The 23347-nt window shown below is 70.6% G+C and carries 22 protein-coding genes; 10 read left to right on the top strand and 12 right to left on the bottom strand.

Annotated features, from left to right (window positions below; genetic code table 11):
- Positions 1-82 precede the first annotated feature (82 nt).
- Positions 83-508, bottom strand: coding sequence for a hypothetical protein (locus ACPXCB_RS31050; protein WP_425879637.1), 426 nt, complete (start codon positions 506-508; stop codon positions 83-85).
- Between the two features lie 420 nt (positions 509-928).
- Here ACPXCB_RS31050 and ACPXCB_RS31045 point away from each other — a divergent pair, with 420 nt between their 5' ends.
- Positions 929-1123, top strand: a complete 195-nt coding sequence (locus ACPXCB_RS31045; RefSeq protein ID WP_091619558.1) for a hypothetical protein — start codon at positions 929-931, stop codon at positions 1121-1123.
- A 612-nt stretch (positions 1124-1735) separates the two neighbouring features.
- Here ACPXCB_RS31045 and ACPXCB_RS31040 read toward each other — a convergent pair.
- On the bottom strand, positions 1736-2227 hold the full coding sequence (locus ACPXCB_RS31040; protein ID WP_425879636.1) for an HIT family protein: 492 nt from the start codon (positions 2225-2227) through the stop codon (positions 1736-1738).
- Positions 2228-2266: 39 nt separating this feature from the next.
- On the opposite strand from ACPXCB_RS31040, the gene ACPXCB_RS31035 reads away from it, so the two are divergent.
- From ACPXCB_RS31035 to ACPXCB_RS31025, 3 genes are all read left to right on the top strand, one after another.
- Positions 2267-2890, top strand: a complete 624-nt coding sequence (locus tag ACPXCB_RS31035) for a hypothetical protein (protein WP_425879634.1) — start codon at positions 2267-2269, stop codon at positions 2888-2890.
- Entirely contained in the window at positions 2887-4149 is a 1263-nt protein-coding gene (locus ACPXCB_RS31030) for a nucleotidyl transferase AbiEii/AbiGii toxin family protein (protein ID WP_425879632.1), read from the top strand. The genes ACPXCB_RS31035 and ACPXCB_RS31030 overlap by 4 nt, the downstream gene beginning before the upstream one ends.
- A gap of 122 nt (positions 4150-4271) precedes the next feature.
- The gene (locus ACPXCB_RS31025) at positions 4272-5153 is read left to right on the top strand and encodes a PIN domain-containing protein (protein WP_425879630.1); all 882 of its coding nucleotides are present in this window, start codon (positions 4272-4274) and stop codon (positions 5151-5153) included.
- 76 nt (positions 5154-5229) lie between these two features.
- Here the strand turns inward: ACPXCB_RS31025 and ACPXCB_RS31020 are convergent, their stop codons facing one another.
- From ACPXCB_RS31020 to ACPXCB_RS30985, 8 genes are all read right to left on the bottom strand, one after another.
- A complete protein-coding gene (locus ACPXCB_RS31020) occupies positions 5230-5724 on the bottom strand; it encodes a DUF4913 domain-containing protein (RefSeq protein ID WP_425879629.1) in 495 nt (164 codons plus the stop codon).
- A complete protein-coding gene (locus tag ACPXCB_RS31015; protein WP_425879627.1) occupies positions 5721-7499 on the bottom strand; it encodes a type IV secretory system conjugative DNA transfer family protein in 1779 nt (592 codons plus the stop codon). Before ACPXCB_RS31015 ends, ACPXCB_RS31020 begins: the two co-directional genes overlap by 4 nt.
- On the bottom strand, positions 7496-8974 hold the full coding sequence (locus ACPXCB_RS31010; protein ID WP_425879625.1) for an ATP/GTP-binding protein: 1479 nt from the start codon (positions 8972-8974) through the stop codon (positions 7496-7498). Before ACPXCB_RS31010 ends, ACPXCB_RS31015 begins: the two co-directional genes overlap by 4 nt.
- 10 nt (positions 8975-8984) lie before the next feature.
- Entirely contained in the window at positions 8985-10463 is a 1479-nt protein-coding gene (locus tag ACPXCB_RS31005) for an SCO6880 family protein (RefSeq protein WP_425879623.1), read from the bottom strand.
- Positions 10460-11758, bottom strand: coding sequence for a hypothetical protein (locus tag ACPXCB_RS31000; RefSeq protein ID WP_425879622.1), 1299 nt, complete (start codon positions 11756-11758; stop codon positions 10460-10462). Before ACPXCB_RS31000 ends, ACPXCB_RS31005 begins: the two co-directional genes overlap by 4 nt.
- Positions 11743-12483 carry a hypothetical protein gene (locus tag ACPXCB_RS30995; RefSeq protein ID WP_425879620.1) on the bottom strand — a complete coding sequence of 247 codons (741 nt, stop codon included), beginning with the start codon at positions 12481-12483 and terminating at the stop codon, positions 11743-11745. Before ACPXCB_RS30995 ends, ACPXCB_RS31000 begins: the two co-directional genes overlap by 16 nt.
- A 17-nt stretch (positions 12484-12500) precedes the next feature.
- Positions 12501-12707, bottom strand: a complete 207-nt coding sequence (locus ACPXCB_RS30990; RefSeq protein WP_425879618.1) for a hypothetical protein — start codon at positions 12705-12707, stop codon at positions 12501-12503.
- Positions 12708-12811: 104 nt separating this feature from the next.
- Complete coding sequence (locus ACPXCB_RS30985) at positions 12812-13363, bottom strand: hypothetical protein (protein ID WP_425879616.1); 552 nt, start codon at positions 13361-13363, stop codon at positions 12812-12814.
- Between the two features lie 246 nt (positions 13364-13609).
- Between ACPXCB_RS30985 and ACPXCB_RS30980 the strand changes: the two genes are divergently transcribed.
- On the top strand, positions 13610-14092 hold the full coding sequence (locus ACPXCB_RS30980; RefSeq protein ID WP_425879615.1) for a hypothetical protein: 483 nt from the start codon (positions 13610-13612) through the stop codon (positions 14090-14092).
- Positions 14089-15228, top strand: a complete 1140-nt coding sequence (locus tag ACPXCB_RS30975; RefSeq protein WP_425879614.1) for a M23 family metallopeptidase — start codon at positions 14089-14091, stop codon at positions 15226-15228. The genes ACPXCB_RS30980 and ACPXCB_RS30975 overlap by 4 nt, the downstream gene beginning before the upstream one ends.
- 71 nt (positions 15229-15299) lie before the next feature.
- On the opposite strand, the gene ACPXCB_RS30970 is transcribed toward ACPXCB_RS30975, so the two are convergent.
- Positions 15300-15638, bottom strand: coding sequence for a hypothetical protein (locus ACPXCB_RS30970; RefSeq protein WP_425879613.1), 339 nt, complete (start codon positions 15636-15638; stop codon positions 15300-15302).
- A 415-nt stretch (positions 15639-16053) separates the two neighbouring features.
- Here ACPXCB_RS30970 and ACPXCB_RS30965 point away from each other — a divergent pair, with 415 nt between their 5' ends.
- The 3 genes from ACPXCB_RS30965 to ACPXCB_RS30955 are packed head-to-tail and all read left to right on the top strand — an operon-like array spanning position 16054 to position 18966.
- On the top strand, positions 16054-16497 hold the full coding sequence (locus ACPXCB_RS30965) for a plasmid mobilization protein (protein WP_425879611.1): 444 nt from the start codon (positions 16054-16056) through the stop codon (positions 16495-16497).
- On the top strand, positions 16497-17993 hold the full coding sequence (locus ACPXCB_RS30960; protein WP_425879610.1) for a relaxase/mobilization nuclease domain-containing protein: 1497 nt from the start codon (positions 16497-16499) through the stop codon (positions 17991-17993). Before ACPXCB_RS30965 ends, ACPXCB_RS30960 begins: the two co-directional genes overlap by 1 nt.
- Before the next feature lie 16 nt (positions 17994-18009).
- Positions 18010-18966 carry a hypothetical protein gene (locus ACPXCB_RS30955; RefSeq protein WP_425879608.1) on the top strand — a complete coding sequence of 319 codons (957 nt, stop codon included), beginning with the start codon at positions 18010-18012 and terminating at the stop codon, positions 18964-18966.
- 44 nt (positions 18967-19010) lie between these two features.
- Here the strand turns inward: ACPXCB_RS30955 and ACPXCB_RS30950 are convergent, their stop codons facing one another.
- Positions 19011-20960: an exodeoxyribonuclease VII large subunit gene (locus ACPXCB_RS30950; protein ID WP_425879606.1), complete on the bottom strand. Its 1950-nt coding sequence runs from the start codon at positions 20958-20960 to the stop codon at positions 19011-19013.
- A 272-nt stretch (positions 20961-21232) separates the two neighbouring features.
- Here ACPXCB_RS30950 and ACPXCB_RS30945 point away from each other — a divergent pair.
- A protein-coding gene (locus ACPXCB_RS30945) for an IS5 family transposase (protein ID WP_425879604.1) occupies positions 21233-22038 on the top strand; the annotation gives its coding sequence in 2 pieces (ribosomal slippage) (positions 21233-21568 and positions 21571-22038; 804 coding nt in all).
- Positions 22039-23347: the final 1309 nt, after the last annotated feature.

Raw genomic sequence — 23347 nt, 5'->3', positions numbered from 1 at the left:
GGTGCTCTGTTTCTCTTCACCCCCCCCCCCCCCCCCCCCCCCCCCCCCCCCCCCCCCCCCCCCCCCCCGCTTCGGGCGTTGTCTAGTGCCCGCGCCGCTCCGGGTCTCCGAGCACGCTCGCCAGACGCAGCAGCTTGCGGATGTTAGGGGCGATCACGTACCCGGTGGTCAGCACAATCCCGACCGCCTGGCCGAAGTTGAGCCACCACTGCTGGTCTCCCCATCCCGAGGTCGCCATGCCGTACCCAGCCTTGGCGCCCAAGGTCACGAACGCGGTACCAAGCGCCCACGTCCGGCGGCGAAAGTGATCCACGATGTGTGCGGTGTGGGTGGCGGAGCTCTCCCGCTCACGCTCCAGCTCGGCGATCTTGCGGTGCGCCTGCTCGAGCTCCTCGTGGAAGCCCGCCACGCGGGTCCGCGAGTGGTTGTTCTCGTCCGCCGAGGCGGCCGGGACCTCGTGCGACAGGTCAGTGACCCGGACCGGGTCGTTGGGCTGCTTCTTGGGCATCGGACTCCTAACGGGGGCGGATAGGACTCCGGCCCCCGAAGGGGCCGGAGACATACGAAGGTTGCCATCCACTCGCACACGTTACGTGCCCGACACGTCAGATGCACGTGCATCGTCAAGCAACAAGCCATCAAGTGACATACATCACGCGGTGATTACCTGCATGTTGTGCGGCGTTTGGCTTGCGCATTGACGTGCCTCCTGTGACACTGTCAGGGCAATGTTCCGGAGGGAAGGGACTCTCCGGAGGGGGCAGTGAGTCAGTCTTGGCGTGTGGGTCCAGATACCCACTGCGGTCTCGGCTTGCTGGGCTGTGCACGGGGGAGTTGGCACAGGAGGGTGAGGATCATGGCTAGGAGCTCGACAGCAGTCGCAAATTCCGCCCCAGCGACGACGCGGGGTGGCGGATCGCACGAGCGGGTGACCGTCAATCTCACCGAAAAGACATCCAAGGCGCTCGCCGAAGCTGTCGGGATCACAAGCGACAGCAAGACGGACGCAATCAACAAAGCGCTACAGATGTACGCACTACTCCAACGTGTGCAGGAAGCGGGCGGAGCGGTGTATCTCCGAGAAAGAGATGGCGCTGAGATCGAGCGCCTGCGCATGCTCTGACTCTGCCGCTCTTGGCAGCCGCCCCTATGGACGACGGAGCCGACTGGGACGGATGTTGGGGCTGAGTTCGGGTCGAGCCAGTCATCGTCAAGGCTTGACGATGCGATGATCTGCGGAAACAAGCCGGCGATCAATCCTGGGGCTGGGTTGCCATCCACTTCCTGGGCTGGGTTGCTATGTCGGCAGTCTCCGCGCGCTGCCGCGCCCACGTCTGCTCATACCAGACGTGGACGCGGCAGCACTCCAATAAGTGAACCTCCCCTGATCGAGGTCGGGAAGTTTGCATCGAGTCAGGTAGCCGACTCGCGGTATGCCTCATCGGACGCATTCGCCATTGGCCAGTACCGCACGTCGGTAGTCCGAAGGCAGGTGACACGTGACGGAGCTGTGCGTTCCCTGTGCGCCCCAGGTGGTGATCCAGATTTTCGTGTCATTCCATCGACGCGACCGATGGGCGCCCAGGTTGCTGCCCGGTCTCTCGCTCCTGCGGCAAGCCGACTGGACGGCCAGTTGTTGCGGTACCAGGCGCGCTCGGTAAGCACATGAGCGCTGGTGCTTGGCTGCGAATGCAGGCGGGCGCCACGAAAGTGGAACGCGTGTTGCTGGCTGGCGTCATAGTGTGCGGGCGGCAGCGGCGTGAAGCTCGGCCGCGATGGCTTCCTTGAGCTCCTCATGATGAGGGCCGAGGGCATGCTCTGGTGCGTCTCGAACGGCTGAGTCGTATCGCCATACCGGCCCGTTTCGCCAGGGTGCCGGTTCCCACGTGTATCGCGGGTGGATGTGGGCGTGCAGGTGGTGCCAGGAGTTACCCAGGATCTCGTAGTTGAGCCGGTGAACCGCAGGGTCTCGACCGCTGATCACCTTGAGGACGGCCTCACCTAGCAGGCTCATGTCCGTCAGGAAGTCGGTCCGCTGCCGTACAGGTAGGTCGGTGAGATGGTCCGCCTTACCGGCATAGAGCAGGAGGGTGTAGCCGGGAAGATGCTGGGTGTCACCCATGACGGCCCAGCCAGTCCGCATCCGGGTGATCACCGTAGGGTTCTCGCCACGTTCGGCCGCACCGATTCGGTCGTGGTGCCATTCAGGCGGTGTTGAGGTGGTCACGGGACCACGGTAATCGATCTTCACCGTTACGCTGCCGGGATGGTGGGGATCGGTGACATCGCTAAGCTGCTGGAGATCGCCGACGGCCAGTGGGGGCAGGTGACCGTCGAACAAGCCGGGCGAGTGGGGGTTCCTGAGGCGGCGTTGGCCGAACTCGAAGCCCTCCATGTGATCGAGCCGGTGATCGACGGAGTGGTTCGCTTACGTGCTGGCGGACGGCATCCGATGCCACGGCTGTACGCCGCGTGGCTCCGGCTGGCCCCAGAGACACCGGGATGGGAAAGGACCCTGCCGGACACCGGAGTGGTGTCACACCGCTCCGCGGTGCGCCTATACCGGCTCGGAGACCTACCCGGTGATCATCCGCAGTTCACGGCAAGTGCCAGCGTGGCGGCGCCGGACGGTCGCACACATGGAGCTGATCTAGGACCGGGATCGTGGCAGTGGGTGGACGGGTTGCCGGTCACCACGCCAGCGCGGACTCTGCTCGACCTGGCCGACGCCGAGCCGCTGGACATCACAGAGTTACAGTCGCTAGTCCGCGGATTCGTTCGGGGCGGATGGGCGACGGTCGAGGAATTGACGACGGAGCTCAGCCTCGCCGAACGTCGATGGTGGGTTCCGCTGCTGGAGGCGCTCCAGGCCGAGGCGGCGCAGCCGTGACCGTCGATGTTGGCACTACCGAGGCATTTCGAGACGCCTTTCCCACCTGGAGAGACCTGCGGGCCCACGTGGCAGCGGTGGCCCGGCACCCCGAGTACAACGAGGACCGGGCACTGCACCAGATCTTGATGGCGGACATCACGACGCGCTTGTCGGCACAGGGGGAATGGCTGCTGCTCGGCTCGCTGAGCCTGCCGGCACGGGTACCTGTGAACCTACCAATGCCGGACGATCTACGAGTCGAAGGCATTTCTAACATCGATCAGGCATATCTGCTGCCGAGAACAGCCTTCGACCTCGACCTCTACGCAGCGGGTGTGGCTCGGCAGCTGGATCCCGCCGACACCGGCGCCGGGTACGGCGCCGGTGTCCGCGAAGCTATCGCTGCGGTCACTGCGCCTGCCGGGCACCCCGCAGCCGAGTCCGGCCGTGGTCTGCACGGCTTGGTGGCGTATATCCCCGGCAGCCTGCGGCAATACGACAACGGCCAAGTCATGGGCACGATCACCGCTCAGCCAATAGATCCCCGCTACAGCATCGGAAGCCTGCGCCCAGTCGATGATCCGATCACGATCGAGATCGACATCAAGCCGCCTAGCAAGATTTCCTTCCCAGGAGAGCCCGAGCCTTCCAGCAGACCGATCACCGCGCTCACCCTGCCGGGATTCCACCCCGTGCAGCCCCGCCTTTACCCGGTAGCTGACCAGCTCGGCGACAAGCTCTGCCTGCTTGCCGGGCCACCAGTCAGCTTGCGCAATGCTCCGGCCGGCCCCTGGCACCGGTACAAAGACCTGGTGGACTCGTACTTCCTCATTCGGACGACGCCTATGGCCGCAGCGGAGGTCAGGCGATCACTGCAGACGAACTGGAACCTGCGTCGTCTGGATCCGCCCGTCCTGCCGCATCCCTACCGCGTCTATGGGCAAACCCCCGTGCCGGCCGGGGAGCCCGAGATTCCGTGGCGCGATGGCTGCGCCCACCTGGTCAAGAGCAATCCGCAACTCGCCCGGTATCCCAGCTTCGAAGCCATGGTGGCCGAAGTCGGCCGCTTCGTCGACACAGTCCCGAATAGCCCCGGCGCGGTCTGGACGCCGGAGCGGGGGTGGCAAGCGTCCAAAGGCATGGGAGCGGCAGCACTCGCCTTTCCCCAGGCGACACGGAAGGCGATGCGTGCGCCGATGGCCGCCACGCCAGAGGAATCCCGAAAAACCCCCCCGCAACAGCAACCCAATCCGGGCCGGGAATCACCCTCGCGATGATTCAGCCCCGTGCGGCGCCGTCAGACGTTCCTGGCTGCTGAGCGAACCTGTACCGCCGCTGCCGCCGAGCGGGAGGCGGAAGTCCTCCCGCGCCGGCCAGGCGTGGTGCAGAGGCTGGGGCCGTGTTGAATGGCGCAATGCTCGTCAACCCGCTACCCGGCACCGAGCGCACGGTGCTCGACTCCGCCCTCGACTACCTGCTCAACAAGCTGTACAACATCGTCGGGGGCGGCGGCGGGACGGCCGCCATCGAGCGGGCGTTCACGTACATCGAATGGGTGCACGAGGCACGCCGGCGGCTCTACAACCTGATCCGCCCCACCGAGATGGAGCAGCTGATCGGGCTCCGCACCTACGAGACCATTCTCGCGGCCACCGTCCCGTTCGGGAAGCCGGGAGGGGAACGGGTCCTCAACGGTCTGGTCTCCACCGAGCTCACCGAACGGGTCACCGTCTTCGAACAGGCCATCCGTAACCTCAAGGAGCGCGTAGACCAGCTCCACCGGGCCGGTGTCCTGGTTGTGCTCGACACCAACGTCTACCTGCACTACCCGCAAGAGCTGCACGAGATCGACCTGCGGCAGGACCTCGGGCTGCGCGACGAGCCAATCCACATCCTGGTGCCGATGGCCGTGGTCGACGAGCTGGACGGCAAGAAGCAGCACCAGAACAAGGACGTCCGGCGCCGAGCCCGCATGGTCACGTCCCGGATCGACCAGGTGATCCGGGACGGCGGCCGGCTACGCGACCAGGACTACTCGCAGGTCGAAAGCGGAGGCATCCCGCGTGGCCGGATCACCCTGGACATCGTCCTCGACCCGCCGGGACACACCCGGCTGTCGATCACTGACGACGAGATCGTCGACCGCACCGCGACCCTCCAGACCCTGGCCGGCCGCCGCGTCCGCCTGCTTACTTACGACACCGGCATGGCGCTGCGAGGGCGTAACGCCGCCTTGGACGTACACAAGCTTCAGCACTCCAAGGTCGACGACGGAAAGTAGCCAGGCTGCAAAGTGACTATGACCGGTCCCGCTGGCGGGGAGAGGGCGAGTCCGGCGAGGGGGCGATGCCACGGAATCAGAGGGTGTCGGCGTCGGGGAGTTGGGCGAGAACCTCTGGCGGTGCTGGTTCGACGGGAAGGGGCCGGGGTTCGGTGTGCTTGTCCGGGCTGCACCGGCTAAACGGCCCATACTCGGCAGCGAGCGCGGCGAGATGGGGGTCGAGGTGGTCGCGCCACCAGATGCTCATACCGGTCTGTGGGTCGCTGACCCGTAGCGTTTCCCAGGCTCGCCACAGCGCGTACAGGCGGGAGATCGCCTCCGGATGGGCCCACCAGCGGGGACACCAGTTCACCCCGGAGGTCGGCCCAGACGCGAGGCGCCGCTCGACGACGTGGGCGAGGTAGTCGGCGACGAACGCTTCCACGTTGTGGAAGATCGGCTCCGGTGCGGCGTCGTCGGCTGAGGGTGTGGCGGCCGGCGGCGTCACGTCCGGGTCGCCAGCGAGCTGGCCGAGTAGAGCGGTGAGCTCGGCGACCGGGTCGTCGGTCGGCCCGGTGGTCGGTGTAATCATGCGTTGGGCTCCGGCAGGGCGTCGGGGGTGAGGGTCCAGTCGGTGCGGCCGTGTGGGTCCCAGTGGTCGATCGATGCGCGGATCGCCTCGGCGTACGGGCCGTTCTGCCAGGGGGCGGTGCGGGCGAGTGCGGGTGGGGCGCCGGAGGCGTAGACGACCATCCGGCCGCGGGGCAGGGCGTGCAGGTCGGAGACGTCGAGGATGCGCTGGCGGCGGGTGGCGTGCGAGACCGACCGCTGGCCCCACCCGGATCCGCTGCTGCTCGTGGACCTGGTCGTCACGTCGTGCTCGCCGATGAGCTTGGACAGCTCCTCCAGCCAGTCGGGGTCGGCGACGCCGCCGCCGTAGGTGCGGACGTTCGCCGCGGACCAGAGTTTGCGCATGCCCTCGCGGCCCCACACGTCGATGCCCTGGGGGTAGGACTGCAGGATCGTGATGATGGGCAGGCCGTGGGAGCCGTAGTACGAGTAGAGGTTGGGCAGCTGTCGGAGCCGGCAGATGTTGGCGGCCTCGTCGAGGATGCTCAGCAGCGGCGGGTCGAGGCGGCGGCCGGGGCAGGTGCGGGCGCGTAGCTCGCCGGCGCGTAGGACGGCGTCGGTGAGGGCGGCGACCAGCGGGGCGGGGGAGCCGGGGCCGCCCTGGGACAGCAGATACAGCACGTCGGTGCTGGCGGCGAAGGCGGCCGGGTCGAACTCGAGGACCCCGCCGCGCGTGGGTGGGGTGACCCAGGCGGTGACGGCGGGCTCGGTCAGGCACATGAGCATCTTCTGCGCGCCGGCGTAGATGCCGCCCCTCGTCTTGTCGGGCATGTTGACCACCCCGGCGACCGCGTCAGCGGGCAGGTCGAAGCCGTGCTCGCGCAGCAGCACCGCGGGTTCGTCGTCGCGAGGGCTGACGGCCCACCGGTACGCGGCGAGGATGTCCCGGCCGGCCACGGCGGCCGCGAGGAGCAGGTTCGCCACCAACTCCTCGGAGCTCGGGTCGAAGAAGGCGTCGCGGCTGACGCCGGGCTCGCGTTCGGCGGAGGCGAAGTGCTCGGCCAGGCGGCGGGCGTCGGTGATGGTGGCTACGGCGCGCAGCGGGTTCCACCACATGCCCTGCTTGGGCCCGAGGATGTGTTGCGGGTCGAACGCCCACACGGTGCCGCGTGCGGCGCGGATGTCGCGGGTGGCGTCGACGATGTCGCCCTTGACGCTGGTGACCAGGGTCGGGCCGGGGGCGGCGACGATGGCGGGGATCGCCCGGCAGGTGGTCTTGCCGGTGCGAGGGCCCCAGATGTCGACGGCCATGTCCTCCCAGGACTGGCGCAGCGGCATCCCGCCGGCGACGGTGTGGGCGATCAGCACGCCGAGCTGGTCGGGGTCGGGCCGGTCGACGTCGGCGAGGCTGGGCCGCAGCCGCCGCCCGCTGTCGGCGACACCCTTCGGCCCGAGGTGGGCGAGGTCTCTGCGGCTGGCCATGCGGCGGGCGGCCGGGTCGACGCGGGTGCGGCGCCGGCGTGCCCACCGCCAGGCGGCGGTGCCGCCGACGGCCAGCAGCAGCAGGACGCTCACCTCGGCGACGGCGATGAGGGTGCAGGCGGTGGTCCAGGTGATGTCGCCGCGTAGCACCGCGGCGGCGACCTGGATCGGCCCGCCGCCGGTGTATCCGGGCGGGCGGGCCAGCACGACGGGCAGCCACGCGCCGCTGGCGAGGACCAGGACCCCGGCGGCGATGCCGCCGACGATGAGGCCGGCGTCGTCGTGGCCACCGCGCGGCCCGGCCGGCCGGCTCATGCCATGGTCCAGCGGAAGTCGGTGTTGCCGAGCCGCATCTCGGTCTCGGTGGGTTCCAGGTGCACCGGGATACCCGGCCGCGACCCGACCTTGATCAGGAAGTTGCCGCGGCCGACGGTGCCGCTGCCCTCGGTCGAGGTCCAGGACGGCGGTGCCGACCAGGACAGCACCTCGCGCCGCTCCGCGTGCGACAGCGGCCGGACCCGCGCGACTGCGTCGAGTTCCTGCTCCGAGCACGGACCGATCATCAGCACTGCGGAGCGTTCGGCGAAGCCGCGGGCCTTGGCCCGGTCGTGGGCAGTGGGCAGCGCCTCCAGGTCCGCCAGGCTGTGGGTGATGAAGGCGGTGCCGGTGCCCTTCTGCCTGTTCAAGCGGGTGAGGCCGTCGGCGCGGTCGACTAGGCCGTGCCCGACGCGCAGCGCCCGCCACAACTCGTCGAGGACGGTGAAGAACGTTCTCGGCGGCGCCAGGCCGAGGTCGGCCATCAGGTGCGCGGCCTCCACCTGGGCGAAGCCGTAGGACCAGGTCGACAGCAGGGTAGCGGCGGTGCGTAGCTCGTCGGTGTCGTCGATGCTGGAGATGTCGACGCACACCGCCGGGGTGTCGAGGCGGATCGGCGTGGTGGTCTGCCCCTCGAAGGTGTCGCCGAGCGGGCCGTGCAGCAGTGCCAGCAGGGTGCGGTGCAGGTTGGCGACGTCCTCACGGAAGCGGGGGACGTCCCCGTCTTCCTGCCAGAGGGTGACCGCGCGGACCTCGGCCGGCGCGTCGCGGATGACGCGCAGGACGTCGGAGAGCACCGGCGGGGTGTCGGTCTCCCGTTCGGCGAGGTAGCGCAGCGCGGCGGCCAGGACGGTGGTCTCGTCGGAGGTGACGGGCCCGCGCCGCACGAGGGTGGCCAGGGCGACGAGCATGTTCAGCCGCCGGTCGGTCACCGCGGCGCGCACGACGGCGCCGGTGCGCTCGTCAACGCGGTCGAGGACCTGCCGCCACGGGCCGGCATCCAGGGGATTGATGCGATCGAGGCCGGGCCCGACGCGCAGCACCTGCCCGCCGAGCGCGCGGACCAGCTCGGCGTAGTCGGGCTTGAGGTCGCCGAGGATCAGCGGGGTGACGCCCTGGGCAGTGAGCCCGAGGACCATCCGCCGCACCGCTGTGCTCTTGCCCATGCCGGGCTCGCCCTCGATCCACACCGACGGGTTGTTGATCAGCCGGGCGCGGGTGTACCAGGAGATTGGGTCGAAGCAGACCGCCGAGCCGGTGTAGAGGTGCCGGCCGACCGGCACGCCGATCATCGGCGTCGACGCGCCGGTGCCGAACGGGTACAGGCCGCACACCTGCACGGTGGTGCCCCGGTACTCCGTTGAGGGCTCGATCCACGACCACCGGCCGCCGCCGGGTGCGCCGTAGCCGAGGCGGCCGGGCCGATGCCCGGCCGGTCGACGCCGTGGCGGTGGGTTGGTTCGAGGGCTGGTCATTGCCGCCGTCCTAGAAGGGGATCGTGGCGTGGGTGGGCAGGACCACGCCGGCGGGCAGGCCGGCGGCGAACCCGGCGGCCTGGCAGCCGTACATCGGCCGGATCGTCAGGCGGGCCTCGCCGGCGCGGGCCCGGATGATGCCGGTGGCCTCGTCGAGCTTGCCGTCGTCGGCGACGGTGGCGGTGACCAGCACGGTGAAGCGGACGACTCCGGCGCCGGTGGCCTCTTCCTGGGCGGCCTGGTCGGCGGCGGCCAGGTCGGTGAGGTCCCGGGCGCTGGGCCGCGGCTTCTTGGCGACCATGAACCTCGCGTCGCGCTTGTCGGCCTCCACCAGCCGCGCCGCGTCGGCGGGGGAGTACGGCCGGTAGACCATCGTGACCCGCTTGCGCAGCAGTTGCGGGTCCGGGTCGGTGAGGCGGGCGAACAGCCGCGAATACACCACCCCGCGTGGGGCCTCCACCATGCACCAGGTGCGCGAGACGCCGGAGTCGTGGCGGTAGGAGTCCCAGCTCTCGCGGGTGGCCACCGGCCCGGCCTGCGTCCAGTCGGGGGTGAGCTGCGGGTCGCGGGCGAGGTCCAGGGCGGCGTCCGGGTCGTAGGCGGCGCGCACCACGGCGGCGAGGCTACGGGCGGACATCGGCACAATGCCGGCGCCGGTGGCGCCGGTCAGCCCGGCATGCAGGTGCGGCAGCCGGGCGGCGACCTCCCGGCACACGTCCTCGTGCGACATCGACCGGCCGGGCGGGGCGGTGTAGGTTAGCGACACGCGAGTGTCGACGGCCGCCGAACCGGCCGGGTAGGAACGCACGACGTCGTCGAGGACCTGCAGGGCCAGCGACGGCGCGTCGGGGCGGGACGTAGCGGTGACCTCGGCGGCCAGGCGGGTGCCCGGATCCGGGGTGGTCTCGACGGTGACCTGTGCCTGCACGAGCTGCGGCTCGCGCGACAGGGCCGCCAGCCAGGACGCCAGGTGACTGACGCGGGCGTCGATGACGGCCTGGTCGACCAGGTCCATGCCCTCGGGAGCGCACCGCAGGGTGACGGTGTAGTGCCGGCTCTGCGGCACCACGACGACGGCGACGAGCCCGGACCGGCCGGTCTCCACCTCGTACACCTCGCTGCGGGCCAGCACCCCAGGCAGTTGGTGGGCGCCGGTGACCCGGGATGCCACCCCGGAGACGTAGACGTGGTGGCGGCGGGCCCGCGCCAGCCACCACGCGATCCGGGCGTTGATTACCTGGAAGCCGGTGCGCCCGTTGACCCGGATCGCCAGCGGCGCGAGCACGAGCAGCCCGAGAACGGCGGTGATCAGCGCAGCCAGCGTGGAGACCGGCAGCATCGCCGCGCTGACCACCATGACCAGGAACGCGGCGATCGTGCCGGCCGGTCCGAGCCCGAACAGGCCGGCACCGCGCCCGAGACGCCAGTTGCCGTAGGTGCGCTGCTGCTGCGGCTGCTCGCCGGCACGGGCTCGTACGTCGGTGCTCATGCGCCCTCGCCGCCTGTTGCTCCGGATGCTGTGCCGCCGATCTTGCGGACGGTGGCGGGTCCTGCCTGCGCCGCCGTGACCGCAAGGCCGGCTGGCCCGGCCGTCGAGGTGGCGGCGCCTGCCGCGCTCGTCGTCTGCGCCGCACTGGTCGCCGTCTGGGCGGTCGTGGCCGTCGACGAGCCGGCAGGGGTCGGGGTCGCCGCGCTGGTCCTGGCGCTTCCACCAGAGGGGCGGGGCGCCGGCATCGGCGAGGATGGGGTGGCGCCGCCGGGCCGGCCAGGATCACCGCCACCGGTTCGCGCGCCGGGGCCGCCGCCGGTTGCGCCGCTGCTGGCGTTGAGCCGGATCGCCCCCGAGGCGACCTGCCCGGCCGCCGACGTCGCCGCGACCGCCGCACCGCCGGAGCCGCCGGAGGACAGCACCGACACGGCTGGGGCGATCAGCCGCATCAACGCCGGTAGCGCCACGATCGCCATGCAGAGCATCACCAGGCCGGTGAGCAGGGTCGTGAGGTCCTGGCCCTTGCCGAGCATCCAGAACACCGCGGCGTAGATGGTGGCCGCCGCGGGCTTGTAGAGGACCAGGGCGAGCAGCCACGTCAGGTACCGGTCGCGAATCGCGCGCCCGGTACCGGCGATGCCGGACGCGGCGGCCAGCGGGAGCAGCCCGGCCAGCAGCACCAGGCCGGCACCTCGGGCCAACAGCAACAGCAACTGCACCATGGTGGCCAGGAACATCATGATCGAGATGCCGATCGCCATCAGTGGGGCCAGGCCGCTGGTCGCGGCGGCCGGCGCGAAGAGGCGCAGCCGGCCGCCGAGGTCGCCGTCGGCGGAGGCCTTGAGAATCCAGTCGGAGTAGCTGTCGCCGATGCCGATGAGCAGTTGCACGGCGGGCACGCCGGCACCGGCGAGCACGACCATCGTCACCAGGCCCTTGGTCAGGGTGCCGGCGTCGCGGCCGTTGCGTTCCCACGCGAGCCGGATCGCCCCGACGAGCACCGCACCCACCGCGAGCGCGGCTACCGCCCAGTTGGTGTAGGCGCTCAGGTAGTCGACGGTGCCGTCGCAGACGAGCTTCCCGGACGCGTCGGTGTGGCAGGAGCCCTGGGACACCTTCGGGGTAGGGATAGACATCCAGCCCGCAACCAGGGCCTTGAGCATCTCTGCGGCGGCCTCGGATGCCTGCTCGGACAGTTCGTCGAGGAACCGGCCGGCGGTGGTGTCGAGGACGTGACCTGGGACGCAGACGGGGTTGACGATGGGGCAGTCGTCCGGCACTACCGCGGCCCCCACTCGACGACCCCGGCGAGGTCACTGGTGACGCGGTTGATGGAGATCCACGCCCCACCGGGTGGGGCCTGCATGCGCCAGTCGCCGTCACGCCAGAGCAGCGTCAGCGACAGCACGTGGTAGCGGGGGGTGCCGGCCGACGGCGCGCGCAGCACCAGCCCAATGACGGCGGTGTCGGGCGTGTAGGACTGGTAGGTGAAGCCGGCGATCTGGCTCAGCGAGCCAGGGTCGGCGGGTCCACTGTCACTGGCGCGGTACTCGGCGACGAGGCGGTCTCGGTCGGCGCTCGGTACGAATTGGCTTTCAATGGTGGGCTGCCAGTAGGCGGGCCCGAGGGTGTGGCTGGCTCTGGTCATGAGCTGCGCGGCAGCGACTAGAGCACCTTCCGGGGTGTGTGCGTACCCGGACGCGGTGGTCTCGGTGATCCGCTTCGGACCTGCGGTGGCGCTGACCGGTACGGCGGACGCGCCGACGAGCTCCCAGCGCACGTCGGCCGGTGGAGACGTCGGTACGGCCGTGGGCAGCTCCTGTTCGGTACTGCTGTCGGCCGGAGCGGGCGCTGTCGCCGGCGTGCCGGTGGTCGTACCGCCGCCGCCCCTGTCGTCGTCACCCTTGGGTAGCAGGGCGACCAGCAGACCCGCCGCGAGGATGAGCACCACCAGCGCGGCGGCGGCGATGAATCCGGGCCGCGTCCATGGCGGTCGCTGGGTGAAGTCAGGCTGTGACATGAGGGGGCCTCCCCGAGCTAGACGATCAGGGCGCCGACGATGGTGGATGCGCTGCCGATCAGGATGCAGGCGGCGAATACCCAGCCGAGTTGGGCGACGTTGGTGTCGTCACCGCGGCGGTGCGCGATGGCCATCTTCGCGGCGCTGTAGATGATTCCTCCGACGCACGCGGCGGTGGCGAGCCACGCGATCCACTGGAGGATTTCCAGCACGTTGCTCTGCACCACTCCGGGGGGTGCCACGCCGCCGCCCGGGTTCGGCACCCCACCGGGGGGAGGGGTGGGGGCTGCCAGGTACAGCCCGAGGCGAGCGGGTAGGTCTGCGAGCGTCATCGGTTCACTTCCGGTCTTGTGTGGATCTTTTGTGCGAGGGCGTGGCGGAGTGTTTCGACGTCGGGGGGTGTGCCGACGTCGCGGGGGTCGTCGGCGGCCAGGAGCGCGTCGATCCAGCCGACGCGCCACACCTGCGGCGCCCAGCCGCCGAGCAGGTGCAGTCGTTCGGTGGCGATGCGCGGGGGGCGCCGTGGGGAGGCCGCGACAGCGACCACGCCCAGCACGGTGGTCGTGCCGGCTATGCCGGCGCGGCGACGCCACTGCTCGATCGCTCCGGTGGCCGCCCAGGTGCCGTGGGCGGACAGGCGGCACACCAGCACCACCTGGGCGGGCGGCATCGCCGGCGTCGTCAGCGGCCACGTCCTACCGAAGTCGACTCCGAAGCCGGCCAGCCGCGCCAGGGTGCTCGTGCCCGCTCCACCGTGGCACCCGACCCACCAGATCGGCGGCCATCCACTCAGGAGGACATTTTCCGGAATCGCCGAGGACGGAAGGTGGGGTGCGCTCCCAAGGCGCGTGCGGTGCGCGGTAACAGCGGTTGTCTTCACCGGCGTTCCCGCCGCGCGCAGATGCTCCCCGCCATCTGATGCCTCCCCCGTGTAACAAGGTCACCGACGAGTAGCCGACAGTAGCACCGCGTTTCTCAATGGATCTATGGTGATTGCTCTGCCGCGACAAGGACGCGAATGAAAGTACGGGGGAGGCGTCATATGGCACGCAGAGCAGCCACATCCGCGCGCATCACAGACGGTGGATGGCAGGTTCGGGCGGCGTTGGCTGCTGTGGGTGCGGCGGTGGCGTTGACGGGGTGCGGCACGGCGGCAGAGCCGGGCACACCGGCACCGGACGTCAGCGGCCCGGTGTATCCGACCGTCAGCGCGGTCGAGGTGTCGCCGACGTCGCCCCGCGAGGCACCGGGCAGCGACGACCACGGCGACGAGCAGGCGCCGGCCGCGCTGCCGCCGGCCGCCCAGGCGCCGAGGGTGGTGGAGGCGTTCGCGGTGGCATGGGCACGTTCGGATCTGCCGGCGGACGTGTGGTGGAAGCGGGTCGCGCCGCACTGCGAGGACGGCTTTGCCCGCGCGCTGCGTACCGTCGACCCGGCGCAGGTTCCGGCGACCCAGGTGACGGGCCGCCTGGCAGCGAAGCAGGCGCCGAAGGCCGGGGCTGCGGTGTACGAGGTGCCCACCGATGCCGGCACGTTGACCGTCACCCTCGCCGCCGTGGCTGGGCGTTGGGTGGTCACCGGTAACGACTTCGTTCGGGCGGTTCGGTGACTCGACGACCGGTCGCGTTGATCGCGGCGGTGGCCGCCGTGGTCATGCTGGTGTGCGGCGGGACGGTGGGCCTGCCGTTGATGTTGTTCGGCCAGGCGCAGGCTGAGGCTGCGGCGTGCGAGGTGCCGTCGCTACCTGGTGCCTCACCGGTGCCGGGTGGCGGCGGGTGGGACAGCGCCCAGAGCACGCACGCGGCGACGATCGTGGCGGTCGGACGCCAGCGGCAGGTGCCGCCGCGCGGGTACGTCATCGCGCTGGCTACCGCGATGCAGGAGTCCACACTGCGCAACCTCGCCAACGCGACGGTGCCCGAGTCGCTGTCGCTGCCGCACGAGGGTGTGGGCCGCGATCACGACTCGGTCGGGCTGTTCCAGCAGCGTCCAGGGTGGGGCAGCGTGCGGGAGCGGATGACGCCCAGCTACGCGGCCGAGAAGTTCTACGAGGCGCTGGTGCACGTCGACGGGTGGCAGCGGATGCGGCTGACCGATGCCGCGCAGGCGGTGCAGCGTTCGGGCCTGCCGGAGGCATACCAGAAGTGGGAGCCCGACGCGGAGCAGCTCGCCGCGCGGGTGCTCGGTCTGCCGAGCATCGACGACATCGGCGGTGGTGCGCCGACGGCCCCGTGCGGCGTCGACGACCTGGGCCCGGTGCCGGTTGGTCCGGGCGGTTGGGTGCAGCCGCTGCGGGCGGTGGTCACCAGCCCGTTCGGTCAGCGCAACGGCCGCCTGCACGCTGGCGTCGACATGTCGACCTCGGACGTGCGGGGTGACCCGATCCGCGCCGCGTCGGCCGGGGTGGTGGAGCAGGTCAAGTGTGACTGGCACACCACCTGCGACCGCGACGGGCACACCGGCGCGCGTGGCTGCGGCTGGTACGTCGACATCCGCCACGCGGGCAACGTCGTGACCCGCTACTGCCACATGATCGAGCGGCCCGAGGTGTCCATCGGTCAGCGCGTTGCGGCCGGAGCAGTCATCGGGCACGTCGGCAACTCCGGCGGAAGCTCCGGGCCGCACCTGCACTTCGAGGTGCACATCAACGTGCGTCCTGGCCCGTTCCACGCCAACAGCGCCAACGCGGTCGACCCGGAGCCGTGGATGCGGGCCCGCGGCGTGCCGCTCGGGACCAGGTCGTGATCGGCGATCACACGATGACGGCCTCCCCCGCCGCAGCAGGGGAAGCCGTCATCGTGACGTGGGCGGCGCCGCTACGTCTGCGCCGGGACGTCGGCCGGCGGCCCCAGCTCGTCCGGCTGACCCTGTGCGGGCTGCGCCTGCCGGGGCGGGCGGCGCCGCCTGGACGTGGTCGACGACTCCGGCGCGTCCAGGCCGAGCTTGGCCAGGTCGTCGTCGGTCCAGCCGCCGGCGACGGCGTCGGCGTATCGGGCGGCGTAGCGGGCGTTGGCCTCGCGCAGCGCGTCGACGAGCTGGTCGCGGTCGTGCCGGGCGGTGGCTGCCTCGCCGACCAGGGCCGCGCGCTCGCGCAGCAGTTGCAGCGCGGCCTTCTCGGTCTCGGTACGGACGGCCTTGGCGGACTGTTCGGCCATGGGATCCTCCCCCTGGATGCTCCGGTCTGGTGGCTGTGGACGCCGAGCCTAGCGGCCAAGATCGATCCTCGTGGGCCCGCCCGTGCGGCCCTACTGGCCACCGCCGAAGCCGCCGCCAGCGCTCGGCGAGGACGTCGACCAGGCGCACGGACCTGCCACCGCAACGTCGCACGGTGCCGCGTCGCGTTGTCGACGGTGGGCGCTGGTAACCGGTGGTGCCGGGTCGTCACGAGGTTGTCGCATGGTGCGCGCCATCAGGTGTGCTTGGGTTCGCGCCCACGCGGCCAGGTCGCGCACGCGCAACCCACCGGCGCTGCCGGAGCAAGTTGGAGTAAAAGTCTGACTTTTGGTCAGACGGGCCGCGTGGCGGCCGGGCAGATCAGGGCGGCGTCGGCCCGCCGGGAGGGTGGTCGACGTGGCTGACTCGCCGCAGGTCGGTGTGGTCCGGTTCGGTGCCAGTCAGCGCCGCAGGCGTGCCCACACCGACGATGATCCGCGCGTGCACCGGGTGACCGTGCGGCTGTCCGAGACGGAGCTGGCGGCGGTCGAGGCGAACGCGGCGGCGGCCCGGATGGCCACCTCGGCGTACCTGGCGGAAGCCGGTACGGCACCGCTCGTGCCCGCCCCAACCGGCCCGGGCGGGGGCGGTGAGACGGGCCCGCTGCTGGTCGAGCTGATGGGAGTGCACCGACAGGTGCGGGGCGCGGCCACCAACCTCAACCAGGCGGTGGCGCGGCTGCACTCCACGGGGGAGCCGGCCGGGGACCTGGCCGCCACGGCGGCGTACCTGGCACGGATCGCGGCCCGCGTCGACGAACTGGTGACCGCGATCGCCGCCGCCCAGACCGGCCGACGCTGATGATCCCGAAGGTTACCTACGGCGCCCGGGTCCGGGGCCTGCTGGAGTACCTGTTTGGCCCAGGGAAGGCCGAGGAGCACGTCAACCCGCACCTGGTCGCCGGGTACGACGACGTGGCGCTGCTGACTCCCGGCCGACCTGAACGCGGCGGCGAGCGATGGTCGCTGGACGAGCTGGCGGCTCGGTTGGACGCGCCGCAGATTGCCGCCGGCGAGCGCGGAGTGAAGCAGTACGTGTGGCAGTGCTCGCTGAGCCTGCCGGCCCAGGAGGGGCAGCTCGACGACGCAACATGGGGCCGCATCGCGGGCCGGTTCGTGGCCGAGATGGGCTTCACCGGCGACGCGGAGCGGGCCGGGTGCCGGTGGATTGCGGTACGGCACGGGCTGTCGGCGCGCGGCAACGACCACGTGCACCTGGTCGTCACCCTCGCCACCGAGGACGGGGCGCCAGTGTGGCTGCGGCAGGACAAACGGCGCAGCCAACAGGTCGCCGACCTCATCGAGGACGAGTTCGGGCTGGGCAAATGGACACCCGGGAGGGCCGGGGCGACCCGACGGCCGGAGCTGACCCGGCCTGAGGTGGAGCGGGCCCGGCGCGTCGACCAGGCGCCGGACCGGGAACTGCTGCGCCGCCAGGTCCGGGCCGCGCTCGCGGGTGCCGGCAGCGAAGCCGAGTGGGTCGCACGGATGAGGGCCGCCGGCCTGCTGGTCGCTGCGCGCACCGCGGCGACCGACCGGGACCAGGTGGTCGGATACGCCGTGGCGCTACGGCCGGCCGGTGCCAGCAAGCCACGCTGGTATGCCGGTCGCAGCCTGGACGGGGACCTGAGCCTGCCCCAGATCCGCAAACGGTGGCCCGACGCGCCGCCACCGCCGGCAGCGCAGTGGAAGACGGCGGATTCCGCAGAATCGACCACGCTGCGTGGTGAGGACCGGATGGCGGTGTGGAGGTCGTCGGCCGCCGCCCTGGAGGCGATCAGCGGGCGGCTGGCCGGCGTCGCGCCGGGCTCGCCGCAGTGGCCGGCGGCAGCCCGGGCCAGCGCCGACCTACTGGCGCGGGTCGCGGCCGTCACCGAGCCGTCGGGGCGGGGACCGCTAACGCGGGCGGCTGACGCACTGGCCCGCGCGGCAGCACCACCGCGTCGCGCGCCAGCGCCGGCGGCATCGACGATTGCCGCCGAGCTGGGCCGGGTCGCCGACGCGCTGATGGTCACCGGACCCGCCCGCGACGGCGGTGAGGCGGCAGTGCTGCTCGCCGTGGTCGTGCAGGCAGCCCGGCTGGTGGTGGCGCTGGCCGAGCTGCGCGCGGCCGAGCAGCAGGCACACGCGGCCGGCGCGGCGGCCAGGGCGGCGGCGCACCTGATGCCGCTGCTCGCCCAAGGGGCGGTGCACGTCGAGCGGGATGTTCCGGTTCCGCGCGTGGGGCGGGACGAGCCGAATGCGGCACGGGCACGGGCCCGCGTCGACCCGGCGGCGGATCAGCAGACGCAGCGATGAGAGACGGGGGACGGTAGTGGCCGACAACGAGATGGCCGAGATCCACCAGCGGGCCACCGCGGCGATGACCGCCGCGATCCAGGCCGCCGGCCAACTGGCCCAGGTGCTCATCGACGCCCGGATCGCGCAGCTGCAACGCGCCGCGCGGGCCAGCGAGGATCAGGCCCGGCAGATCCGCGCGCAGGCTCGCGCGGCGCAGCAGGCCGACGCGGCGGTGTGGCGGCCGGCGATGCGGCCGGCGTGGTGGCGCACTGCGGGGACGGAGGACATCGCTCGGGTGTGGCGGGCCGCGTCGACGTGGCAGCACATAGATCCCCGGGCGCAGCAGGCCCGGCAGGTGGTCGTCGACCAGCTCGCCAAGCGGGCTGACCGGGCGGCCGCGAAGCCCGAGCCGGTGCGCGAGCCGGACGACATCGAGGTGCTGTCCGATGCCGTCGACCGGGCGGTGCGCGAGGCTACAGATCGGTCGCGGCGGCCGGCGATGTCCGCCGAGGCGGTGCGGGACAGGCAGGAGCGGATGGCCGCCGAGGTTCGCAAGGCATGGCCGTCTGGGCAGCGGGCCGACAGAGTGATCGGGTGCGAGGCGTGGGGTGCTCTGGCGTACGCGCTGGACCAGGCGCAGCAAGCTGGCCACGACGTGCAGCAGTTGCTGCGCGGAGTGCCCAACTTCGTCGACCGGGCCCGGACCCCGGGGGCGTTCGCGTGCCGGGTGGTGCAGGACCAGCTCGACGGACGCATCGATCTCGGCACGGTACGTCGAGACCGCAGCCAGGAGACCGCCGAGAACCAGGCGGCCCATACCGATCCGGCGGAGAGCATCGCAACCAGCAGTGAACCGGCGGTGACGGCGGCCCGGGCGTACCCCGTCTCGACCCGAGACGCTGTGGCGGGGGTGAAGACCGGCAGCGACGCAGCCGGGCAGGCGCCTGCGGTGAAAGCCGTGGGGGCCGGCCTTGACTCGCCCAGCCGGTAGGCCTGTGGACCGGCGACCACGACGCGGCCCGTCCGTAGTTGGACTCAGCGCAGCGGGGCCCGTGCTGGAGTCTGGCGCATCCTGGCCAGCGCGGCCTCGTGCTCCATCTCAATGGCGGCCAGCCGCTTGCGCAGCGAATCCTGCTCCCGTTCAACGAGTTGCAGCCACTCGTCAACCGGCGGCGCTGCGGCGAGGCGCTCCTGCGCTTCGGCAATCGCCATGCGTCTGCGCGTCGGGTAATCCACCAGCATGGCCCGCAGGGCGTGGGCAGCGTCGCCCGGCGTTAGTGCCTCGAAGTCCACCTCGAGTTCTGCCGCGAACGTGCCGTGGCCGATAGCGAGGACCACGATCTTCCGTGCCTGCCGGACGGAGTTGATCGCCGTTTGGACCTCTGGCGTGACGAGCCGGGACAGGTCGGACTGGTCGCCGCCGCCGCGACCGATCAGTACGCCGTCCAAGGTGGCGTCCGTGGCGAGTGTCCGGAGCATTCCGGCCAACTGCGTCGCCGCGTCTGGGGCGTTCGCCGGAAATGTGCGGTAGTCGACGTCCAGCACTTCGCCGTCGAGCTTCGGTGCGATGTCGCTGCCGACATGCCCGCGTGAGGTCACCACTGCAACCCGGGGACGCCGCTCCTCGATCGCCCGTAGCCCTGGCGGGCGCAGCGCCTCAAGGAGGACTGCTTCCAGGCCACTCGCCGCGAGGGCGGTGCGCAGGCCGGTGTGCACCCGCCAGACGGCGTCGTCGAGGACCTGGCCGTCGGTGCCGTCCGGGTCGTCGACGATCGTCACGAGCTGCACTCCACCTTCGGTACCGGGTCGGGGCCGAAAGCGGAAACTCGACCGTAGAGCGGTGGCCGCCTCCTGAAGACGCCCTGCCCGTTCCAACCGGGTGGCGATCGAGGTGGGGTCGAGCGTGGCGGTCTCTGGCGGGTACCGATATTCCGGCGGGCGGGTGTACCGAACGGTCCACGGTCCATATGCGGCGAGGTCGCACAGTGCCTCTTTGATGACCTCCTCGTGACGCTGCAGCCGAGCCTGGTCGTCGGCGAGGATCTCCACCACCAGCACGAAGTCGGGGCTCGTCGTGTTGCCCGCCGATTCGATATGGACGCGGTGGGCACGCAGGAAGGCATCGAGTGCATCAAGGTGGCGTGCGGCAGCAAGCCGGGTAACCAAGCGGGTGACGGTCAGCACTGACCCGTGGGGAAGGAAGGCTTCAGCCGGCGCGTACGCGGCAGGGCTGGTGCGGTGCAAGGGGTCGACCAGTACAGGTGCCGCGACCGTCGCGCCCAGCTGGCGAGAGGCAACCAGGAGTCCGCCTAGGACGCTGTTCGCGGCGACCGTCGCGACGACGTCGTCGAGAATGCGGCGGCCGAGTTCGGCGTACCACCCCCCGGATGTCGGATGCCAGCCGCAGGCGTTCCAGGAGTGAAAGTGCCGGCCGGGCGGCACGGCGACGTACTCGCGGACGACGGCGAGGATGTCGGACAACCTACTGACTTCCACCTCGGCGAGCAGCTGGTGGAGGCCGTCAGCCGGGGTCAGGTTGAGCCGACTGGTGATCACCTCGATGAGGTATGGGGTCTCACCGTCGTCGTACACGTCAACGCACTTGACCCCAAGTTCCCGACCGAAATAGCAGCGCTCCTCCAGCCAGTTCAGCGCCTGCGCCAGCACGCGGCGGGTCGCGCCGTCGTCTAAACGCCGGGGAGGCACCTGTCCAAACCCGAGGTCCACCGGCCAACGCCGCGGCGACTGCAGCACCCTGCGCGGCAGCGAGCGCAGAAGAGCCAGCTGATTCTCCGCATCCAGCTCTTTGAACGCTTCAACCGCGTCGTTGGACATGAACGCGTCGTGGAGAACTATTTCGGCTAGTTCCTGCCATCCCCTACCGCGCTGCCCGGCGCGTCTGCCGATCTCCTCAACAGCGGCAGCGACGGTGTCAGGCGCCCACCTCAGCCCGAGACCGGCGAGGTTCATGTCCGCAGAGGTCATGCGCGTAAGCGTGCCGCCACCCGGATGCGTTGAGCAACAGCCGCCGACCCGGGACCTGCAGCGCTGGCCACGGCGCGAGGACCGGAGGCGGCGCGGCAGCATCCTTCCTGGGATTCTCCCGCCGGCCTCGACCGGAGCCGCTCCGGAACCGACCAGGGCTGCCCTCGTCAACCTCGAATGATCAAGGTTCCTTGTTACTTCTCCCTTAGAGCGTGTCTCAGGTGGCGGTTGGCTGACCTTGGTGGTAGATCTCTTCTACTGTGGACGACCGGTTGATCTCAGAGTGGGTGCCTGACGAGTTGTGGAGCCTGGCCGCCCCGCTGGTCCCGCCACCGCCTCGACGCCCGCAGGGCGGCGGCACCCCACCGATCGAGGCGCGGGCGGTGTTCGCCGCGATCGTGTACGTGTTGACCACCGGCTGCGCCTGGCGGCACCTGCCACCCGGGTTCGGAGTCTCCAAGGCCACCGCGCACCGTCGGTTCGTCGCCTGGACCCGGGCCGGGCTGTGGCGGCGCCTGCACGTCGCCGCCCTGGACCAACTCGGCACGAAGGGGCTGATCGACTGGTCCCGGGCCACCGCCGACGCGGCGTCGGTGCGGGCAAAAAGGGGGGCGACCTGACCGGACCGAGCCCGGTCGACCGGGGCAAGCCCGGCAGCAAGATCCACGCTCTGTCCGACCGCAACGGGCTGCCTCTGTCCGTCGGCGTGTCCGCCGCGAACACCCACGACAGCCGCTGCCTGGAGTCCCTGGTCCAGGCCATCCCCGCCGTGCGCTCCCGACGCGGACCTCGCCGCCGGCGCCCCGACAAGCTGCACGCCGACAAGGGATACGACTACCCACACCTGCGCCGCATGCTCCGCGCCCGCGGCATCCGCCCCCGCATCGCTCGTCGCGGCATCGAGTCGCCAAACCGTCTCGGCCGGCACCGCTGGGTGATCGAAAGAACGTTCGCCTGGCTCACCGGCTACCGCCGGCTGACCATCCGCTACGAACGCTCGGCCAGCCTCTACTGCGCGTTCGCCACCCTCGCCGCCGCTCTCACCTGCCACAAGCGCTACCTCAAACTCACCACCTGAGACACGCTCTTAGACGCGCCGGCGGACGATTACCTTCGGTAGCTACAAGCGCGGCTTAGGTTCTTCTGCGCGAGCCTCCCGTCTAGACAGCCAAGATCATCTCTTTCTTTCGGGTAGACGGATGGGGAGAGCTCAACGGCTTCCGTCGCTGCGTCACGAAGTAGCGTAAAGACTGGTCTACATGAGACGCTCAAGCCGGCAGGAAATCTGCCTCATCCCAATGCTTGGAGCGCCTACTTTGGCGTGGTCAGGAGGATCAATTGGCAATGCGTGACGCCCCGACTGAACCTGAAGACCCTCACTCGCGGAGGGAGAAGCAGGACGCGCTGGCGGCCCTCAGCTTGGCATCTGCGCTGGTAGAGCTGGCTAACAACCTCAGTGACCAGCCCTCCGCCATGACGGGGGTGGGAGCCCTGGCCGCGGCCATGGTCTTGATCCTGCTCTGTCGGAGGCGCAACGATCGTTGATTCTGGCCTAGCTTCTACCTAATTCTATTAATAGAGGGTCGCTCATTGAGCGACCCTCTATTTTTGTGGCGTGATCCGGGACTGAAATTCGGTTTGCGTTCCGAGCGATCATTTCGAGCTGGGTATCGCAGGCAGATTTTTCAGCTTTATTTCAAAGCATGCAATTGCGGTTGGTGGAATCGGTACGTGTTCTGCGTTGGTTTGACGCCTCGCGAAGGGGAATGACGAGAAGAGAGGGGTGGTCGGCTCCGGTCTCCGATCTCCCCGTGTCTGTCTGTCCGGTCTCCGGTCTCCCCTGTCTGTCCGGTCTCCGGTGTCCGGTCTCCCCGTGTCTGTCTGTCCGGTCTCCCCGTGTCTCCCCGTGTCTGTTCGGTCTCCGGGACCACCGACCACCGACCGACCGCGCCCACCCCGACCGACCACGCCCACCGACCGACCACGCCCACCGGAGGCGTCACCGTCACCGACCGCCGACCACCGGAGGCGTCACCGTCACCGACCGCCGACCACCGGAGGCGTCACCGTCACCGACCGCCGACCACCGGAGGCGTCACCCATCGCGGTCTCCGATACCGAGCGTGAGTTCCGTGGGATTCGTCAACTCCGGAACCGGAAGAGCATCAACCCGGAAGGACACCCGGAACCGGAAGCGGAAGCGGAAGCGCTCAGCCGGAAGGGACCAGGAAGTAAGACACGAGCTGGTCCACCGGCTCGGCCGGCTCGGCCGGCTCAGTGCGCGCGGCGCGCGGCGCGCGGACCAAGGACCTGGTCCACCGGCTCGGCCGGCTCGGCCGGCTCAGTGCGCGCGGCGCGCGGCGCGCGGACCAAGGACCTGGTCCACC

Origin of the sequence: Micromonospora sp. DT62 (assembly GCF_049847285.1) — a bacterium.
Lineage (GTDB): Bacteria > Actinomycetota > Actinomycetes > Mycobacteriales > Micromonosporaceae > Micromonospora > Micromonospora reichwaldensis.
The sequence above is the reverse complement of the archived record's forward strand: the minus strand, read 5'-3'. Positions and strand labels throughout refer to the sequence as shown.